Origin of the sequence: Mycobacterium sp. (assembly GCF_050700595.1) — a bacterium.
In the GTDB taxonomy this organism is placed as follows: domain Bacteria; phylum Actinomycetota; class Actinomycetes; order Mycobacteriales; family Mycobacteriaceae; genus Mycobacterium.
On record NZ_JBOHHI010000167.1, the window covers coordinates 22,466 to 37,407 of the forward strand.

At 66.5% G+C, this 14,942-nt stretch carries 18 protein-coding genes, 1 tRNA gene and 1 pseudogene; 12 read left to right on the forward strand and 8 right to left on the reverse strand.

Translation table 11 applies throughout. From position 1 onward, the window contains the following. Positions 1–29: 29 nt before the first annotated feature. Positions 30–458, reverse strand: coding sequence for a MarR family winged helix-turn-helix transcriptional regulator (locus ACRDTL_RS15225; RefSeq protein WP_431507535.1), 429 nt, complete (start codon positions 456–458; stop codon positions 30–32). 112 nt (positions 459–570) lie between these two features. Here ACRDTL_RS15225 and ACRDTL_RS15230 point away from each other — a divergent pair, with 112 nt between their 5' ends. Beyond that, positions 571–1,176: a histidine phosphatase family protein gene (locus tag ACRDTL_RS15230; protein ID WP_431507536.1), complete on the forward strand. Its 606-nt coding sequence runs from the start codon at positions 571–573 to the stop codon at positions 1,174–1,176. Between the two features lie 14 nt (positions 1,177–1,190). On the opposite strand, the gene ACRDTL_RS15235 is transcribed toward ACRDTL_RS15230, so the two are convergent. After that, positions 1,191–1,538, reverse strand: a complete 348-nt coding sequence (locus ACRDTL_RS15235) for a LapA family protein (RefSeq protein WP_431507537.1) — start codon at positions 1,536–1,538, stop codon at positions 1,191–1,193. Between the two features lie 162 nt (positions 1,539–1,700). On the opposite strand from ACRDTL_RS15235, the gene ACRDTL_RS15240 reads away from it, so the two are divergent. Next, entirely contained in the window at positions 1,701–2,318 is a 618-nt protein-coding gene (locus ACRDTL_RS15240) for a putative glycolipid-binding domain-containing protein (protein ID WP_431507538.1), read from the forward strand. Here ACRDTL_RS15240 and ACRDTL_RS15245 read toward each other — a convergent pair. Beyond that, positions 2,281–3,225, reverse strand: a complete 945-nt coding sequence (locus ACRDTL_RS15245; RefSeq protein WP_431507556.1) for a prephenate dehydrogenase — start codon at positions 3,223–3,225, stop codon at positions 2,281–2,283. The genes ACRDTL_RS15240 and ACRDTL_RS15245 overlap by 38 nt on opposite strands. A gap of 153 nt (positions 3,226–3,378) precedes the next feature. Between ACRDTL_RS15245 and ACRDTL_RS15250 the strand changes: the two genes are divergently transcribed. The 3 genes from ACRDTL_RS15250 (at position 3,379) to ACRDTL_RS15260 (ending at position 4,466) form a co-directional block, all read left to right on the forward strand. Beyond that, the gene (locus tag ACRDTL_RS15250) at positions 3,379–3,891 is read left to right on the forward strand and encodes a tRNA adenosine deaminase-associated protein (RefSeq protein ID WP_431507539.1); all 513 of its coding nucleotides are present in this window, start codon (positions 3,379–3,381) and stop codon (positions 3,889–3,891) included. Next, positions 3,888–4,346: a nucleoside deaminase gene (locus ACRDTL_RS15255; protein WP_431507540.1), complete on the forward strand. Its 459-nt coding sequence runs from the start codon at positions 3,888–3,890 to the stop codon at positions 4,344–4,346. Before ACRDTL_RS15250 ends, ACRDTL_RS15255 begins: the two co-directional genes overlap by 4 nt. Before the next feature lie 29 nt (positions 4,347–4,375). Then, positions 4,376–4,466 (forward strand) — tRNA-Ser (locus ACRDTL_RS15260). A 24-nt stretch (positions 4,467–4,490) separates the two neighbouring features. On the opposite strand, the gene ACRDTL_RS15265 is transcribed toward ACRDTL_RS15260, so the two are convergent. Continuing rightward, the gene (locus tag ACRDTL_RS15265) at positions 4,491–4,679 is read right to left on the reverse strand and encodes a hypothetical protein (RefSeq protein ID WP_431507541.1); all 189 of its coding nucleotides are present in this window, start codon (positions 4,677–4,679) and stop codon (positions 4,491–4,493) included. A 258-nt stretch (positions 4,680–4,937) separates the two neighbouring features. Between ACRDTL_RS15265 and ACRDTL_RS15270 the strand changes: the two genes are divergently transcribed. From ACRDTL_RS15270 to ACRDTL_RS15290, 5 genes are all read left to right on the forward strand, one after another. Further along, a complete protein-coding gene (locus ACRDTL_RS15270) occupies positions 4,938–5,153 on the forward strand; it encodes a hypothetical protein (RefSeq protein WP_431507542.1) in 216 nt (71 codons plus the stop codon). A 129-nt stretch (positions 5,154–5,282) separates the two neighbouring features. Next, the gene (locus ACRDTL_RS15275; protein WP_431507543.1) at positions 5,283–6,644 is read left to right on the forward strand and encodes a DUF7159 family protein; all 1,362 of its coding nucleotides are present in this window, start codon (positions 5,283–5,285) and stop codon (positions 6,642–6,644) included. Positions 6,645–6,707: 63 nt separating this feature from the next. Continuing rightward, a complete protein-coding gene (locus tag ACRDTL_RS15280; protein WP_431507544.1) occupies positions 6,708–8,066 on the forward strand; it encodes a WS/DGAT/MGAT family O-acyltransferase in 1,359 nt (452 codons plus the stop codon). Between the two features lie 6 nt (positions 8,067–8,072). Next, positions 8,073–8,561 carry an NUDIX domain-containing protein gene (locus ACRDTL_RS15285; protein ID WP_431507545.1) on the forward strand — a complete coding sequence of 163 codons (489 nt, stop codon included), beginning with the start codon at positions 8,073–8,075 and terminating at the stop codon, positions 8,559–8,561. A gap of 11 nt (positions 8,562–8,572) precedes the next feature. Beyond that, a complete protein-coding gene (locus ACRDTL_RS15290) occupies positions 8,573–9,481 on the forward strand; it encodes a haloalkane dehalogenase (protein ID WP_431507546.1) in 909 nt (302 codons plus the stop codon). An 18-nt stretch (positions 9,482–9,499) separates the two neighbouring features. Here ACRDTL_RS15290 and ACRDTL_RS15295 read toward each other — a convergent pair whose 3' ends face one another. Next, positions 9,500–10,579 carry an ATP-dependent DNA ligase gene (locus ACRDTL_RS15295; RefSeq protein WP_431507547.1) on the reverse strand — a complete coding sequence of 360 codons (1,080 nt, stop codon included), beginning with the start codon at positions 10,577–10,579 and terminating at the stop codon, positions 9,500–9,502. Positions 10,580–10,616: 37 nt separating this feature from the next. Between ACRDTL_RS15295 and ACRDTL_RS15300 the strand changes: the two genes are divergently transcribed. Further along, on the forward strand, positions 10,617–11,657 hold the full coding sequence (locus ACRDTL_RS15300) for a DNA polymerase domain-containing protein (protein ID WP_431507548.1): 1,041 nt from the start codon (positions 10,617–10,619) through the stop codon (positions 11,655–11,657). A gap of 50 nt (positions 11,658–11,707) precedes the next feature. On the opposite strand, the gene ACRDTL_RS15305 is transcribed toward ACRDTL_RS15300, so the two are convergent. Next, complete coding sequence (locus ACRDTL_RS15305) at positions 11,708–12,574, reverse strand: hypothetical protein (RefSeq protein ID WP_431507549.1); 867 nt, start codon at positions 12,572–12,574, stop codon at positions 11,708–11,710. A gap of 611 nt (positions 12,575–13,185) precedes the next feature. Between ACRDTL_RS15305 and ACRDTL_RS15310 the strand changes: the two genes are divergently transcribed. Beyond that, positions 13,186–13,641 (forward strand): DUF5078 domain-containing protein, encoded by a 456-nt coding sequence (locus ACRDTL_RS15310; protein WP_431507550.1) that lies wholly within the window; start codon positions 13,186–13,188, stop codon positions 13,639–13,641. Positions 13,642–13,648: 7 nt separating this feature from the next. On the opposite strand, the pseudogene ACRDTL_RS15315 reads toward ACRDTL_RS15310, so the two are convergent. Both ACRDTL_RS15315 and ACRDTL_RS15320 read right to left on the reverse strand, forming a co-directional pair. Continuing rightward, positions 13,649–14,333, reverse strand: a pseudogene (locus ACRDTL_RS15315) (TetR family transcriptional regulator). A 57-nt stretch (positions 14,334–14,390) separates the two neighbouring features. Then, a partial coding sequence (locus ACRDTL_RS15320) for an MMPL family transporter (protein WP_431507551.1) occupies positions 14,391–14,942 on the reverse strand: 552 nt, incomplete at its 5' end.

Here is a 14,942-nt window from a genome sequence, read left to right on the forward strand (position 1 = left end):
CATTCTCCAGCGATGGGCTCAGGTGAGTTCTATCGGTCCGCCTGCGAGCCGACCACCTGGAGAAGGCGCTTGAACTCACGCCGCTCGCTGGGCGCGAGGTGGGCCAGTAGCCGCTCATCGGCGACGCGTACGGCCGCTTCGGCGCGCTTCAACAACGCCCTGCCCTTGGTGGTAAGCCGAGCCGGTAGCGCCCGGCCCGACGGCACCGTGGCCGGGCGCGTTACCGCGCCGGTGTCTTGCAGCCCGCGCAGTACCAGGTTCATCGCCTGCGGTGACACATTGGTGTTACGGGCGAGCTCGGCGCTGGATTGGCCGGGAAACATGGACAAACTCCGCAGGCAGACGAACTCCGGTAAGCCCAGCCCGAGTGGCCCCAACTCCGTCGTCACCTCCGGTCGCAGCTCGGACATCACGCGATAGAGCAGATAGCCCACCGGCTGATCATCGTATTCAGGCATGTCAAACATGCTGACATAGATCAACCACGTTGGCGTACATCAACAAACTTGATTGCTCTGGCAGCGGCGTGTGAATTAATGGCTGAAGTTCACCCCACCACAGAAAGACGCGATGCAGCTCCTTCTGGTCCGGCACGCGATGCCACTGCGTAGCGAACCCGGGGAGGGTTCCGACCCCCACCTGTCCGAGGAGGGGTTGGCACAAATCGCGCGGCTGCCCGGGGCGCTGGCGAGATTCCCGATTACCCGGGTGGTGAGCAGCCCGCAGCGCCGCGCGATTCAGACCGCAGAGCCGGTCGCCGCGGCGCGCGAACTGGCCGTCGAGCTCGACGAGCGGTTCGCCGAATACGACCGCGGCTTGCCGGTCTACATCCCCATCGAGCAGATCCGCGAGGAGAACCCGCAGGAGTGGGCGCGGATGGCCCGGGGCCACCTGCCCAGCTCCGTCGACGAGGACGGGTTCCGCGCCCGCGTCAGCGCCGCCGTCGACGACGTCGTCACCGCCGCCCGCCCGGACGAGACCGTGGCGGTGTTCAGCCACGGCGGGGTGATCAACGTGGTGCTTCACCAGATCCTGGGTACCGCACGACTGCTGTCGTTTCCCATCGACTACGCGTCGGTAACCCGGCTATTGTTTGCCCGATCCGGGGAAGCCACCGTGGCGGCGGTCAACGGAACCGAACACGTGTGGGATCTGCTGCCCCGCAACCGGCGCTAGGCAAGGCGACGCACCTACCGGCGTGCCGAGGCGTGTTTCTTCGCGGCGCGGCGCAACTGGTAAATGCGCGCCGTCCCGGCGAGCACGGTGATCAAGCCGCCGCACACCGCAGCCAGCAGGATGGCCACCCCCAGCGGCAGGCTCCAGCGCCAGCCCAGGAACGCGAACTGTGCCGACGCGGTGTTCTGCGTGATGAAGATCAGCAGCACGATAAGAATCAGGAACCCGACGGTCAGCGCCGTCCACACGGCGCCGGCGCGGGTGAACATCACCGGCGAACCCGACGGTGTCGTGGCGGCGTCGTGAGTCGGCGTCGTCGTTCGATGTGGCTGATCGGGGGAGACCGGCGGATCGCTGCTCATGGTGTCATCTTTACCCTTTCCGGCACGGAATGAAGCCAAACCACATGCTTGTGGCGTTGATGCTCGACGCCGCACTCGTATTCGCGGTGCGGCTGGGCAGGCTGCCCGCGAAGCGCCGACCAGGCTGCGCGGCCGACAGAGCCGTCGCTTACGGTATACCGGGTGAGCTCAGCCCCTTCTGACGCGACACCGAGCCCCTGGCCGGCGATTCTGACCTGGCGTGCACCCGACGCCTCCCGGATGGAATCGGTGCGGGTGCAGTTGTCCGGCAACCGAATCAAGGCCAACGGCCGGATCGTGGCCGCGGCCGCCGGCACCCACCCGGCGTTCGGCGCCTACTACGATCTGCAGACCGACGAGGCCGGCGCCACCAAGCGGTTCGGGCTGACCGTGACGCTGGCCGAACGGGAACGCCAGCTCTCCATCGCCCGTGACGAGGAGAATATGTGGCTGGTGACCGACCAGCGCGGGGAGTCGCGCGCCGGCTTCGACGCCGCCCTCGACATCGATGTGGTCTTCAGCCCCTTCTTCAATACGTTGCCGATCCGTCGCCGCGGCCTGCACGAGCGGTCGGACTCGGTCACGGTGCCGGTCATTTACGTGAGCCTGCCCGACATGGCTGTCACGTCGGCCATGGTCAGCTACAGCAGTACCGGTTCGGGCACCGTCGGCGAGGTCGTTAAAGAGATCAAAGTGCATTCGCCGGTGTCGGACACCACCGTCACGGTCGACGCCGACGGTTTCATCGTGGACTACCCAGGATTGGCAGAGCGGATCTGATCACCCCGCCGGCCCGCCCCGCGGCCGCCAACTCCTCGCGCCAGTTTTCCTCGCCGATGAAGACGGTGACGATGTCGGGCCGCGAGAAACTGTCATAGCGGGTGCGCGCAGCGTGCCCGGCTTCGACCAGCTCGGCTACCGAATTGTTGTGCGCCAGCGAGTCCCGCGCGTTGGTGAGCAGTTGGATGAACTGGTCCGCTGCCGGCAACAGTTGTCCGACATTGGCTTCACACATGGCCCGCACCAGATCCGGCGCGGTAACCGCCACCCGGGTGCCGTCGCGGAACGAGCCGGCCGCCAGCGCGAAGGCCAGCGGGACCTCGGAGGCAGTGACGGCCAACGCCTCGGCGAGTAGATGCGGCAGATGGGAAATCGCCGCGGCGGCGGCGTCGTGCTCGTCGGATCTGGCGGGCACCACCACCGACCCGCAGTCCAGCGCCAAGGTCATCACCATCTCCCACACCACGGCGTCCACCTGGTCGTCCACACTGACCACCCAAGGCGCCCCGGTGAACAACCGGACGTGGCCGGCAGACCAGCCCGAGTGCGCAGTTCCGGTCATCGGGTGGCCACCGACGAAGCGGGCCTGCAGACCTGCGGCGGTGACCTCGCCGAGCACCGCGCTTTTGACGCTGGTGACGTCGGTCAGCGGGCAGTTCGGGGCAGATTCGCGGATGTGCGTGAGCAAGTTCGGCAATGCCGGCATCGGAACCGCCAGCACGATCAACGCGTCGGCGTCGGCGGCGCGGGACAGCGAACCGGTGAGATCGGTAGTGGCGTCGAAGCCGTCGAACCGGGCCGCCTGGACCCCCTCCACCGACCGGTTGTAGCCGAAGACCTCGCGGTCCGCCGCCGCGACGGCGCGCATTATCGAGCCGCCGATCAGTCCCAGCCCCAGCACACACACCGGTGTCTTAGCCACACTCCAAGGTTGGCACATCGGAGCGAAATGCCCACGTCCCATTCGCCAGCAGCCGGGCGCAGCGGGTCGCCAACAGCGGAATTCAGGGTGGCATCGATGTGCTGGTCAATTTGCTGGTCAGGGACTACCGTTGCGCGCATGACAGCACAGCGCGCCTCCGCGCAGGCGGACACGCCGGAGGGGTTCGGCGTTGCTGTCGTGCGTGAAGACGGCAAGTGGCGTTGCGCTCCGATGCGCCGTAAAGCATTGACCAGTTTGGCCGAGGCCGAGACCGAACTGCGTGAGTTGCGGAGCGCGGGGGCTGTTTTCGGGCTGTTGGACATCGATGACGAGTTCTTCGTGATCGTGCGGCCGGGGCCGTCGGGAACCCGATTGCTGCTTTCGGACGCCACCGCGGCGCTCGACTACGACATCGCCGCCGAAGTGTTGGAAACCCTGGACGCGGACATCGAAGCCGAGGATCTGGAAGACGCCGACCCGTTTGAGGAGGGCGATCTCGGATTGCTGTCGGACATCGGACTGCCCGAAGCGGTACTCGGCGTGATCCTCGACGAGACCGACTTGTACGCCGATGAGCAACTCGGCCGCATCGCTCGGGAGATGGGCTTCGCCGAGGAACTGTCGGCGGTGCTCGACCGTCTCGGGCGGTGATCGGCGACGACGAGCTGATCCGCGCTGCGCTGGCCGTTGCCGCTACCGCGGGTCCGCGAGATGTTCCGGTGGGTGCTGTGGTAGTCGGCGCTGACGGAACCGAGCTGGCCAGTGCGGTGAACGCCCGTGAGGCACTCGGCGATCCGACCGCGCATGCGGAGATCCTGGCGCTGCGGGCGGCCGCCCGTGTTCTCGGCGAAGGCTGGCGGCTGACCGGCACCACGCTGGCGGTCACCGTCGAGCCCTGCACGATGTGCGCGGGCGCGCTGGTGCTGGCGCGGGTGGAGCGGCTGGTTTTCGGGGCGTGGGAACCCAAGACCGGCGCGGTCGGCTCGCTGTGGGACGTGGTGCGCGACCGGCGGCTCAACCACCGGCCCGCCGTGCGCGCCGGGGTGCTCGCCGACGAGTGCGCCGCATTGCTGGAGGCCTTCTTCGCCCGCCAGCGCTTGGGGTGAGCGGATCGGGGTTCGGTAAGCTGTCCGGCGGTGGCGTGTCCGAGCGGCCTAAGGAGCACGCCTCGAAAGCGTGTGACGGGTAACCCCCGTCCGAGGGTTCAAATCCCTCCGCCACCGCCAACTTTTATGCAGGTCAAAGCCTGCTTACGGGCTCTCGTCGGCACCGTGTGCGCACATTTTGAGCACATTTCCCGACGAGTAACGGCTAGGCAGCGTGACCGCCACTGCGCTTAAGTCGTCGTTGAACAGGTCTGCGTAGGTGTCCAAAGTGACCTTGGCCGACGTGTGCTCGAGCATCCGCTGAAGGGCAAGCCCGTTCACGCCCGGCGACATGCCCGCGTTCGTCGCGGCGGGACTGTGAAGCAATGAACGAGCGCGACGCCGACGTGCGGCGCCGCCGCCAGGGCGGTCAGTCGTTCCGACGAATCGCGCGTGCGCCGGGCATCCCGGCATCGTCGGTGCAACGTTGTTATCAGCGCGCAGCCCAAAGCATGCTCAGGAGTTGGAGCGGGTGAGCGACTACTGGAATGGGGCGTTCCTGCGACGGGTGTTTTGGTCGAGACATTGCTCGATCGTGGGGCCCAGAGCGACTTGGTCGAAGCCGAGGCCGCGATCGCGCGGTTGGCGGCGGCGCCGGCCGATGCCGGTCTGGCGGTGCGTGATATCTGGCTGTTGCGACTGCAGGCCCTGCTGGCATGCGCTCGCGGCGATACCGCGGCTTATCCGGACTTGAGGGACCGCTATCGCGACATGGCGACAACGCTTGGCTTCGAGCGGCATATCGCGTGGGCCGAGGAGATGCCTTGAGGCGGCTATTGCGGCACCGGGTAAGGTCAAAGCACTAGGGTCACCGGGGGGCCTGCGTGGGGTACCGCGGCAGTGGATCGGTCTCCGCGCAGACTCCCTCCGTGCCCGGCCAGCGGCCTTGGAGGAGCTGTGGACATCGTCTTAGGTGTGTCGATGGCGCCGGAGACCGTGCGAATGGTGCTCGTCGAAGGTGAAAACGCCGACGGCGTCACCGTCGAAGAGGACAACTTCGAGATCACCAACGGGCAACCCGACAACCCGCCCACGCCAAGTGCCGCCGACCAGGTGGTCGGGGCGATCGTTGGCACCGGCGAAAGTGCCGCCGAGGGTGGTTACCGGCTGGCATCGACGGGCGTGACCTGGACCGATCCGATCGAGGCCAGCGCGCTGCGCGATGCGCTGGCCGCGCGCAAAATCGAGAACGTCATGCTCGTGTCGGCCTTCCTGGCTGCCGCCGCGCTGACCCAGACGGTCGGCTCCGCGCTCGGCTACGCCCAGACCGGATTGCTGTTCGTCGAGCCGGACAGCGCGACCCTGGCTGTCGTCGACTCCGCCGACGGTTCGATCACCGATGTGCGCCGAGAACCGCTACCAGACGATGACACCGACGCGGTCGCACATTTAACCACAATGACCTCGAGTGCCGACGGACTGGCATCGCGTCCGGACGGCCTGTTCGTTGTCGGCTCGGGCGTCGATATCGGGATGATCAAATCAGCGCTGGAAGGGGCGACCTCGCTTTTGGTGAGCGTACCCAGCGAGCCGGAGACCGCGCTGGCTCGCGGGGCTGCCCTGGCGTCGGCGCACGCGCCGCTGTTCAATTCGTCCACCGCCGCGCTGGCCTACGCGCAGGATCCCGGCACCGGCGCCGTCCACCCGGAGATGGCGCTGGCCGCCGGTCTGGCCGGACCCGGCGTCGCGGCGGGCGCAGTGGACGGTGCCACCGAAAGCGACCACGCGCTCGCCTACAGCGCCGACCCGGTCGACGACGCCGATGCCTATACCGCCGTCGGGGGGGCGGACGTGTTGGCCGACGGTCAAACCGGACTCGGCTTCGGCGCCGTCGATGAAAACGAGCACGAGCGCAAGCCGTTCCTGGTGGCGCTGGGAGTGTTGACGATCTTCGTCGTCGGTGTTGCGGCATTGGCGATCGCGCTGGCGCTTGATATCCGGCCGCACAGTGACCAGCGGCCCAATCTTGGCCAAAACGCCGTCGTCCCGGCCAAGCCGGCGCCGGCACCCCCGCCTGCTGCGCCAGCGCCCGCGCCCGTTGCTCCAGCACCCGCGCCCGCTCCGGCGGCCCCGCCGCCCCCGCCGGCGGCTCCGCCGCCCCCGCCGGCCTTGCCGCAGTTACCCGTGCCACAACTGCCCGCGCCCAGGCCGCCGATTCCGGGTCCGGGCATTCCGGGTCCGGGCATTCCCGGCCCTGGGATTCCCGGTCTGCCGGGCATAATCCACGGCGGTGGGATACCCGGCATTCCCGGCCTGTGATGGGTTGAGTCAGCCGTTGCTTTGATTCGTGGACGGCATTGCCTGCCACGGTTTAATGGGCTGATGGAGCTGATAACCCCCACCGACTCGATATTCCTGCTGACCGAATCCCGTGAGCATCCAATGCACGTCGGCGCCCTGCAGCTCTTCGAGCCGCCGGCGGGCGCCGGGCCGGAATTTCCCCGGGACATCTACGAGGCGTTGATCGCCAATACCGACTTTCAGCCCACATTCCTCAAGCGCCCCGGTCAGATACTCGGCGGGATCGCCAACCTCGGCTGGACCTACGACGGCGAGAACGACATCGACATCCACTACCACGTGCGTCGCTCGGCGCTGCCCTCGCCGGGCCGGGTCCGCGACCTGCTCGAGCTCACTTCGCTGCTGCACAGCAGCCTGCTCGACCGCCACCGCCCGCTGTGGGAAGCCCACCTGGTGGAGGGGCTGGACGACGGCCGGTTCGCACTGTACATCAAGTTTCACCACGCCCTGATCGACGGTGTCTCGGCGCTGAAGCTGATGCAGCGCAGGTTGTCCACCGACCCGAATGACCCGGAGCCGCGGGCAGTCTGGACTCTGTCCCGGCGGCGTCACTCGCAGCGTCGGTCGCGGTGGCAGATGCTCGTGGGAGCCGCGGGATCCGTTGCCGCACTTGCCCCGTCAACGTTGGGCTTGGTGCGCGCTGCGTTACTGGAGCAGCAGTTGACCCTGCCGTTCGCCGCACCGCGCACCATGCTCAACGTCCGCATCGGGGGCGCGCGCCGGTGCGCGGCTCAGTCCTACTCACTCGGCCGGGTCAAAAGCATCAAGCAGGCCGCCGGCGTGAGCTTCAACGATGTCGTCCTGGCGATGTGCGCCGGCGCATTGCGCTACTACCTGGCCGACCAACATGCGCTGCCCGACACACCGCTGGTTGCGATGGTCCCGGTGAGCCTGCGCAAAGACGACGATGCCGACAGCGGCGGCAACATGGTCGGCAGCATCCTGTGCAACCTGGCCACCCACGTCGACGATCCGGCGAACCGCCTGGCGGCGATCAGCGAGTCGATGCGCCGCAACAAGAAAGTGTTCTCCGAGCTGCCCCGACTTCAGGCCATGGCGTTGTCAGCGCTGCTGATCGCGCCGCTGGCGCTCGCCGCGGTCCCGGGCTACGTCTCCTCGGCGCGGCCGCCGTTCAACGTCGTGATCTCGAACGTGCCCGGACCAACCGAGCCGATGTACTGGGGAGGCGCACGGCTCGACGGCAACTATCCGATGTCGATCGCGCTGGACGGGCAGGCGTTGAACATCACGGTGGTCAACAACGCCGACAAGCTCGATTTCGGCTTGGTCGGATGCCGGCGCAGTGTTCCGCATCTGCAGCGACTGCTCGGTCACCTGGAAACCTCGCTCAAAGACTTGGAACGCGCAGTCGGGGTCTAGCCGATCATGCCCAAGCTGAGTGCGGGGCTGCTGTTGTATAAGGTGCACGACGACGTCGGGCTTGCGATCGCCGCCGTCGAAGTCCTCATCGCCCATCCAGGCGGCCCGTTTTGGGCCCGCAAGGACGACGGGGCGTGGTCGATCCCGAAGGGCGAGTACATCGATGGGGAAGACCCCTGGGTGGCGGCGCAGCGCGAGTTCGTCGAAGAACTCGGACTGCCGGTGCCGGCTGGGCCGCGCATCGACCTCGATACGCTGAAACAACCCAGCGGCAAGGTGATCACGGCGTTCGCCGTGCGGGCCGATCTCGACATCACCGGCGCGCACAGCAACACCTTTCAACTGGAATGGCCCAAAGGCTCGGGCAAACTCGCCGAGTTTCCCGAGGTCGACCGCGTGGGTTGGTTCCCAATCGCAGACGCCAGGACCAAGCTACTCAAGGGCCAGCGGCCCTTGCTGGACCGGCTGATGGCGCATCCGTCGTTGGCGAATTAGTGTTCACACTCATGCAGACATTGCGAACAGCCGACGACCGGTTTACGAATCTTCCCGAATTCCCTTACACCACACAGTATTGCGAAGTTTCCGACGACGAGGGCGGTACGTTGCGGATGGCCTGGGTGCAGGACGGACCGGACGACGCCGACCCGGTGCTCATGCTGCACGGCGAGCCGTCGTGGTCTTTTCTGTACCGCAAGATGATTCCGGTACTGGTCGAGGCCGGGCATCGCGTCATCTGCCCGGATCTGGTCGGGTTCGGTCGTTCCGACAAGCCGGTCCGGCGCGAAGACCACAGCTATGCGCGCCACGTCGAGTGGATCCGGGCGCTGGCTTTCGACGTGCTGGACCTGCAGCGGGTGACTCTTGTCGGGCAGGACTGGGGCGGGCTTATCGGCTTGCGGGTGGCCGCCGAGAATCCGGACCGCTTCAGCCGGATCGTCGTCGCCAACACCGGATTGCCGACCGGGGACATCCCAATGCCGAAGATCTGGTGGCAATTCCGCGAGACGATTCAGAACCAGCCGTCGCTGGACATCGGCCGGTTCGTGCAGGGGGGCTGCCGCCGGCCGATCAGCGATGCCGTCCGTGCGGCCTACGACGCGCCGTTCCCCGACGACAGCTACTGCGGCGCACCGCGCGCCATGCCGGAGCTGATCCCGACCGCACCCGACGACCCGGCGGCACCGGCCAACCGGTCGGCGTGGGCCAAGCTGTGCGAAAGCCCGACGCCGATGCTGGTTGCGTTCAGCGACGGCGATCCGATCACCGGGGCGATGGCGCCGATCTTTCAGCGCGCGATGCGCGGCGCCCAGGGCATCGAGCATCCGGTGGTGCGCGACGCCGGGCATTTCCTGCAGGAGGATGCCGGCGCGGAACTGGCCGGCCATATCGTCGACTTCCTGCGCGATACGTGACCGCCGCGCGACGGGTGGTCAGTCAGGCATTGCCGGGGCCAGGCCGGGAACGATGTCGCTAAGGCTGAACTTGAGCGGCTGTTCAAGTTGCGCGTAGGTGCATGAACGTGGGTCGCGGTCGGGCCGCCAACGGTTGAACTGGGCCGTGTGGCGAAATCGTTCGCCTTCCATGTGGTCATAGCGGACCTCGACCACCCGCTCGGGCCGCAGCGGCACGAATGACAAATCCTTCCCGGCGTTCCAGCGAGAGGTTTCGTTCTTGCGTGGTGTGCGTTCGCCTGCTGCATGGGCGGCCCAATCCCAGGGATGGCCATCGAAGGTGGTGACGAGCGGCTGCAGCTCGGTGAAGAGTTTCCGCCGTTGGGCCATTGGGAAGGCGCCGATGACGCCGACCGATGCCAGCCTGCCATCGCCTTGGTAGAGGCCGAGCAGTAGCGAGCCGATCGCGCCGTCGCCGGACTTGTGTACCCGGTAGCCGGCAACCACGCAGTCGGCGGTCCGCTCGTGCTTGATCTTGAACATGACACGCTTGTCCGGCTGATAGGTGATCGTCAAGGGTTTGGCAATCACCCCGTCGAGGCCGGCTCCCTCGAACTCCTCGAACCATCGCTGTGCGGTTGCCAGATCGGTGGTGGCCGGGGTGGCGTGGATGGCGGGACCTGAGCCGGCCAGTGCGTCGACGAGCGCGGCGCGTCGCTCGCTGAATGGTCGGCCGGTGTAGTCGTCGTCGTCGAGGGCGAGCAAGTCGAACGCGATGAAGGATGCCGGCGTCCGCGTGGCGAGCATCCGCACCCGTGAATCGGCGGGGTGAATGCGCTGTTGTAAAGCCTCGAAATCCAAACCGTGGTCGGTGGCGACCACGATTTCGCCATCGATCACGCAACGTTCTGGCAGCTCGGCCTTGGCCGCCGCGACCAGTTCCGGGAAGTAGCGCGTCATCGGCCGCTCGTTGCGGCTGCCGAGCTCGACCTCGTCGTTGTCGCGGAAGCAGATGGACCGGAATCCGTCCCACTTGGGCTCGTAGGACGAATCCGGTGGGATCGATGCAACCGCTTTGGCGAGCATCGGTGAGACCGGTGGCATGACGGGTAAGTCCATTGGTTCATTTTGGCGTGCGGCGTGCTGGAATCCACATATGGCTGCTGCAGCGGAAGAACTCGATGTCGACGGGATTGCGGTCCGGTTGACCAACCCGGACCGGTCGTATTTCCCGGCGCTGGGTCCGGCCGGCACCAAGCGCCGCCTCGTCGAGTACTACCTGACGGTGGCTCGCGGGCCGATGCTGGCCACCCTGCGCGACCGGCCTGTGCACCTGCAGCGCTTTCCCGAGGGCATCGACGGCGAGGAGATCTACCAGACGCGGATACCGCAACACCATCCCGACTATCTGGACACCTGCCGGGTCACCTTCCCGTCCGGCCGAACCGCCGACGCGCTGAAGGTGACCCACCCGGCCGCGATCGTGTGGGCCGCACAGATGGGCACGGTCACCTTGCATCCATGGCAGGTGCGCTGCCCGGACACCGAGCACCCCGACGAGCTGCGCGTCGACCTCGATCCGCAGCCGGGCACCGGGTTCGCGCAGGCCCGTGCGGTCGCCGTCGAGGTGCTGCGGCCACTGCTCGACGAACTCGGCCTGGTCGGCTACCCGAAGACGTCCGGGGGCCGCGGCGTGCACGTGTTCGTGCGGATCAAGACCGACTGGGATTTCATCGCGGTGCGCCGTGCCGGGATCGCGCTCGCCCGCGAGGTGGAACGGCGGGTGCCGGACGCGGTGACGACGTCGTGGTGGAAAGAAGAGCGCGGGAAGCGCATATTCATCGACTACAACCAAAACGCCCGGGACCGCACGTTCGCGTCGGCGTATTCGGTGCGGAAAACCCCGATCGCGACGGTGTCGACGCCGCTGACCTGGGATGAGCTCGCCGGCGCCGACCCCGACGACTACACCATCGCCACCGTGCCCGATCTGCTGGCCGGCCGCGACGACCCGTGGGCGCAGATGGATTTGGTCAAGCAGTCGATCGCGCCGCTGCTTGACCTGGTCGCCGCTGACGAAGAGCGCGGGCTCGGCGATCTGCCGTATCCGCCCAACTATCCCAAGATGCCGGGCGAACCGAAGCGGGTGCAGCCGAGCAGGGATGCCGAGCTGAACAGGAGAAACAGGCGGAAGTGAGCACTGCGCTAGCTACCCGCATCGATTCCGCCACACCAGGGGGCTAGCGGTCAGATCCGCGCTCCGTTTCCACGACTGATCATCCACGCGACAAGACACACTGCTATCGCCAACACCCCGTAGCCCAGCGCCGAGGGCCACCAGGGTTTGGTGGCTTGGGTGGGTCCCTCGTGAGCGGCCAGCGCCACTAAGAAGCTGCCATTGTCGGTCGGCCCGACGCCCGGCAGCGACTGAGTCTTGGTCACCCTGATTTGGGCGCTGCTGCTGGGATCGTTGACCTGACCCCAGGCCAAGGTGGAGTCGTCGAGCAGGAAGGTGTCCTGGCTGCCCGCGGGTTGGCTATCGTCGTGGCCCACCACCTCCACTTGGCCGACTTCCACGATCTGGTCATCGGCAGGGACAGTGGCCGTGACGTTCTGGTACACCTCCGGCGGCGCCGGCGGGATGTAGTCCGGCGGCGGTGGGCCGTCCCGACCGTCGGGCGGCGGTATCCAGGCCCCGCCGTAGAAGCTGCCTGACGCCAGATAGCTGTCGCCGACCGCGGTGAACGGGAACAGGCCAAGGATGGCGGCATCGAGCACGATCCGGCCACCGGCCGGCGCGTACGCCTCCCGGTAGGCGCCGTTGTAGAAGAAGCGGAAGGTCATCGCCTGATTGAGCGGGTTGTACAGGGTGGGGCGGTGGTAGGCGTCGTAGTCGATGTAGTCCCAATGTCGGGGACGCGGCAGCGCTTGGTTATCGGCCTTTATGACGTCAACGTTGCCGTTGTGCGCGTTGACCACAGTCTGCACCTGCTGGTTGAAGTCCACCAGCTGCAGCATCTGGTGAATGCCGGGATTAAACCGCGTCGCCGGTGCGGCCTTGGCAGCCGCGACCGCCGGTGGCGGCGCATCCAGCCCCTTCGGCGGTGTTATCAACGCGCCTCTTGGCGCCCCGGGGCGCCGCGGATTGATCTTTGGCCCGGGAATTGTCCGCAGGGGCGGGGGACTTGGCGGAACGACCTGTGGGGTCTCCACCGGCGTAACACTCGGCGGCGCGAGCTCCGGCGGGACCTCCGGAGTCGGCACCGGCACCCTGCTCGGGGGCGCCTGGGCCGGGCGCGGCGGCGCGGCTTCGTAGCACGAGCGTGGCGTCGGAATTTGATACGTCGCCACCCAAAACAGACATTCGTCGCAGAATGTGGGGTTTGCCCCAGCGCCAGCACAGGGAGCCGCTTGTGCCACACCGGATGTGCTGGCTACCACCGAGAACGGCGCGAAAGCCATGGCGGCTGCCGCCGCAATCCCGAGTGCTTTCATCCCGCGACCTTTCGAAAACCGCACTGGCTGGGGAAGCTGCGATCGCCCAGAGTGGTGCGGACGGGTAGCGGCGATTTTACCGTTACCGACACTACCCGCAGTCGATCGTACGGAGCGCTATCGACGGGTGCACATCGGCCTTGAGATCAGAGCCGCAGGTCAACGGCACCGGGATACCGATCGTAAGATTCGCTAACCATGGACTTTACTGGGGCGTTATAGTGGCCGCTATGCGCGAGTCTCGTCTGAGCACCTTTGTCCGCGCCGGCGGAGCGGTAGTGGCTGCCGGTACCGCAGCAGTCATCCTCGCCGGCACCGCAGCAGCCGATTCCACCGAGGACTACCCGATACCGCGGCGGATGATCAATACGACCTGCACCGCAGAGCAAATACTGGCGGCCGCGCGAGACTACTCCCCGATTTATTACGAGCGGTACATGAACGACTACCACAATCACCAGAATTTTCAGCAGACAGTCCAAGACAAGGCGCACTGGTTTTACTCACTGACGCCGGCAGAGCGCAGGGACTACTCGGAACACTTGTACGACACCCAGTCCGACCCGATGACGAAGGCATGGGTCAACAACTTCAAGATCTTCTTCAACAACAAGGGTGTCGTCGCGAAAGAAACCGACAACTGCGCGAAATACCCACCGAATGACATGTCCGTCTGGGATTGGTGAGCTCCACTCAGTCGGATTGTGCGATTAACCCGATGCAGGTTGCGGTCAGCAGCCGGGTGAGCGCGGCGGTGAAGTCGATGTTCCAGTCGGGCGGGACCTCCGTCTGCTCGGCGTAGGCGTCGTTGAGCCCTTGCGGTGGGTGGGCGATCTGCCATAGGGGCGCAGCCAACGCGTAAGCCGCAAGCAGCAGGTCGAGCGCACCTGGTCGCCCAAGCGCCGGCAGTGCCTGCTCGATCGCGTCCGCGAGTGATATCACGGCGGCGTCGCCGACGCGCTTGATCTCGATCACCCGGTCGAGGTCCACCTCGTGCTCGAGATGTAAGTGCAGGTTGGCGAGCAGATCGCAGAACAGCGGGTCGGCGGCCAAACCGGTGGCCAATGTCTCGGCGACCCGCGACGGCGGCATCGCACCCGGCTGGCGCAATCGCTCGCACACCGTTTCGGCCCACCGCATCCAGCCCTCGGCCGCGATGTGCAAGAGCACCTCCTTATGGGAGGTGAAGTAGCGGCGCACCGCGGAATAGTGAATCCCGGCGCGGCTGGCGATTTCGGTCAGCGTCACCGACGCGACGCCCACCTCCAGCGCCAACGAGCGAGCAGCTTCCACGAGCGCCGCGGCGCGCTGCCGTTTCTTTTCTTCCGTCCGGGCGCGCTGGAAGGTGAGTTGCGCCACGGCGCAGAGGATAACGCACGTGGCGTGAATTGCGGCTTACTTCGGCAATCGGTCGTCGACGACCGGCGTCAGAGCGTCACCGGGAATCTTGCGTCAGCAACTCGCGCACGACCGGACGGGGTGGCTGAGCCCGGAGTAAGCCACTGGCGGGGCGAGTGCGCACGCGCTGTGGCCACCAGAACCAGCGTCCGAGCAATGCCGCGATGGACGGCGTCATAAACGACCGCACGACCAGCGTGTCGAACAACAGGCCCAGGCCGATAGTGGTGCCGACCTGTCCGACAATAGCCAGGTCGCTGACGGCCATGGACATCATCGTGAAAGCGAACACCAGACCCGCCGACGTTACGACGGAGCCGCTGCCGCCCATCGCGCGGATGATGCCGGTCTTCAGACCGGCGTGGATTTCCTCTTTGAACCGCGCAACCAGCAGCAGGTTGTAGTCCGAACCGACCGCCAACAAGATGATGACCGACATGGCCAGCACCATCCAATGCAGATCGAGCCCAATGAGGTGCTGCCAGATGAGCACGGAGAGCCCGAAGGCGCTGCCCAGCGACAGCAACACGGTGCCGACGATGACGGCGGCGGCGATGATGCTCCGGGTGATCACCAGCATGACGATGAA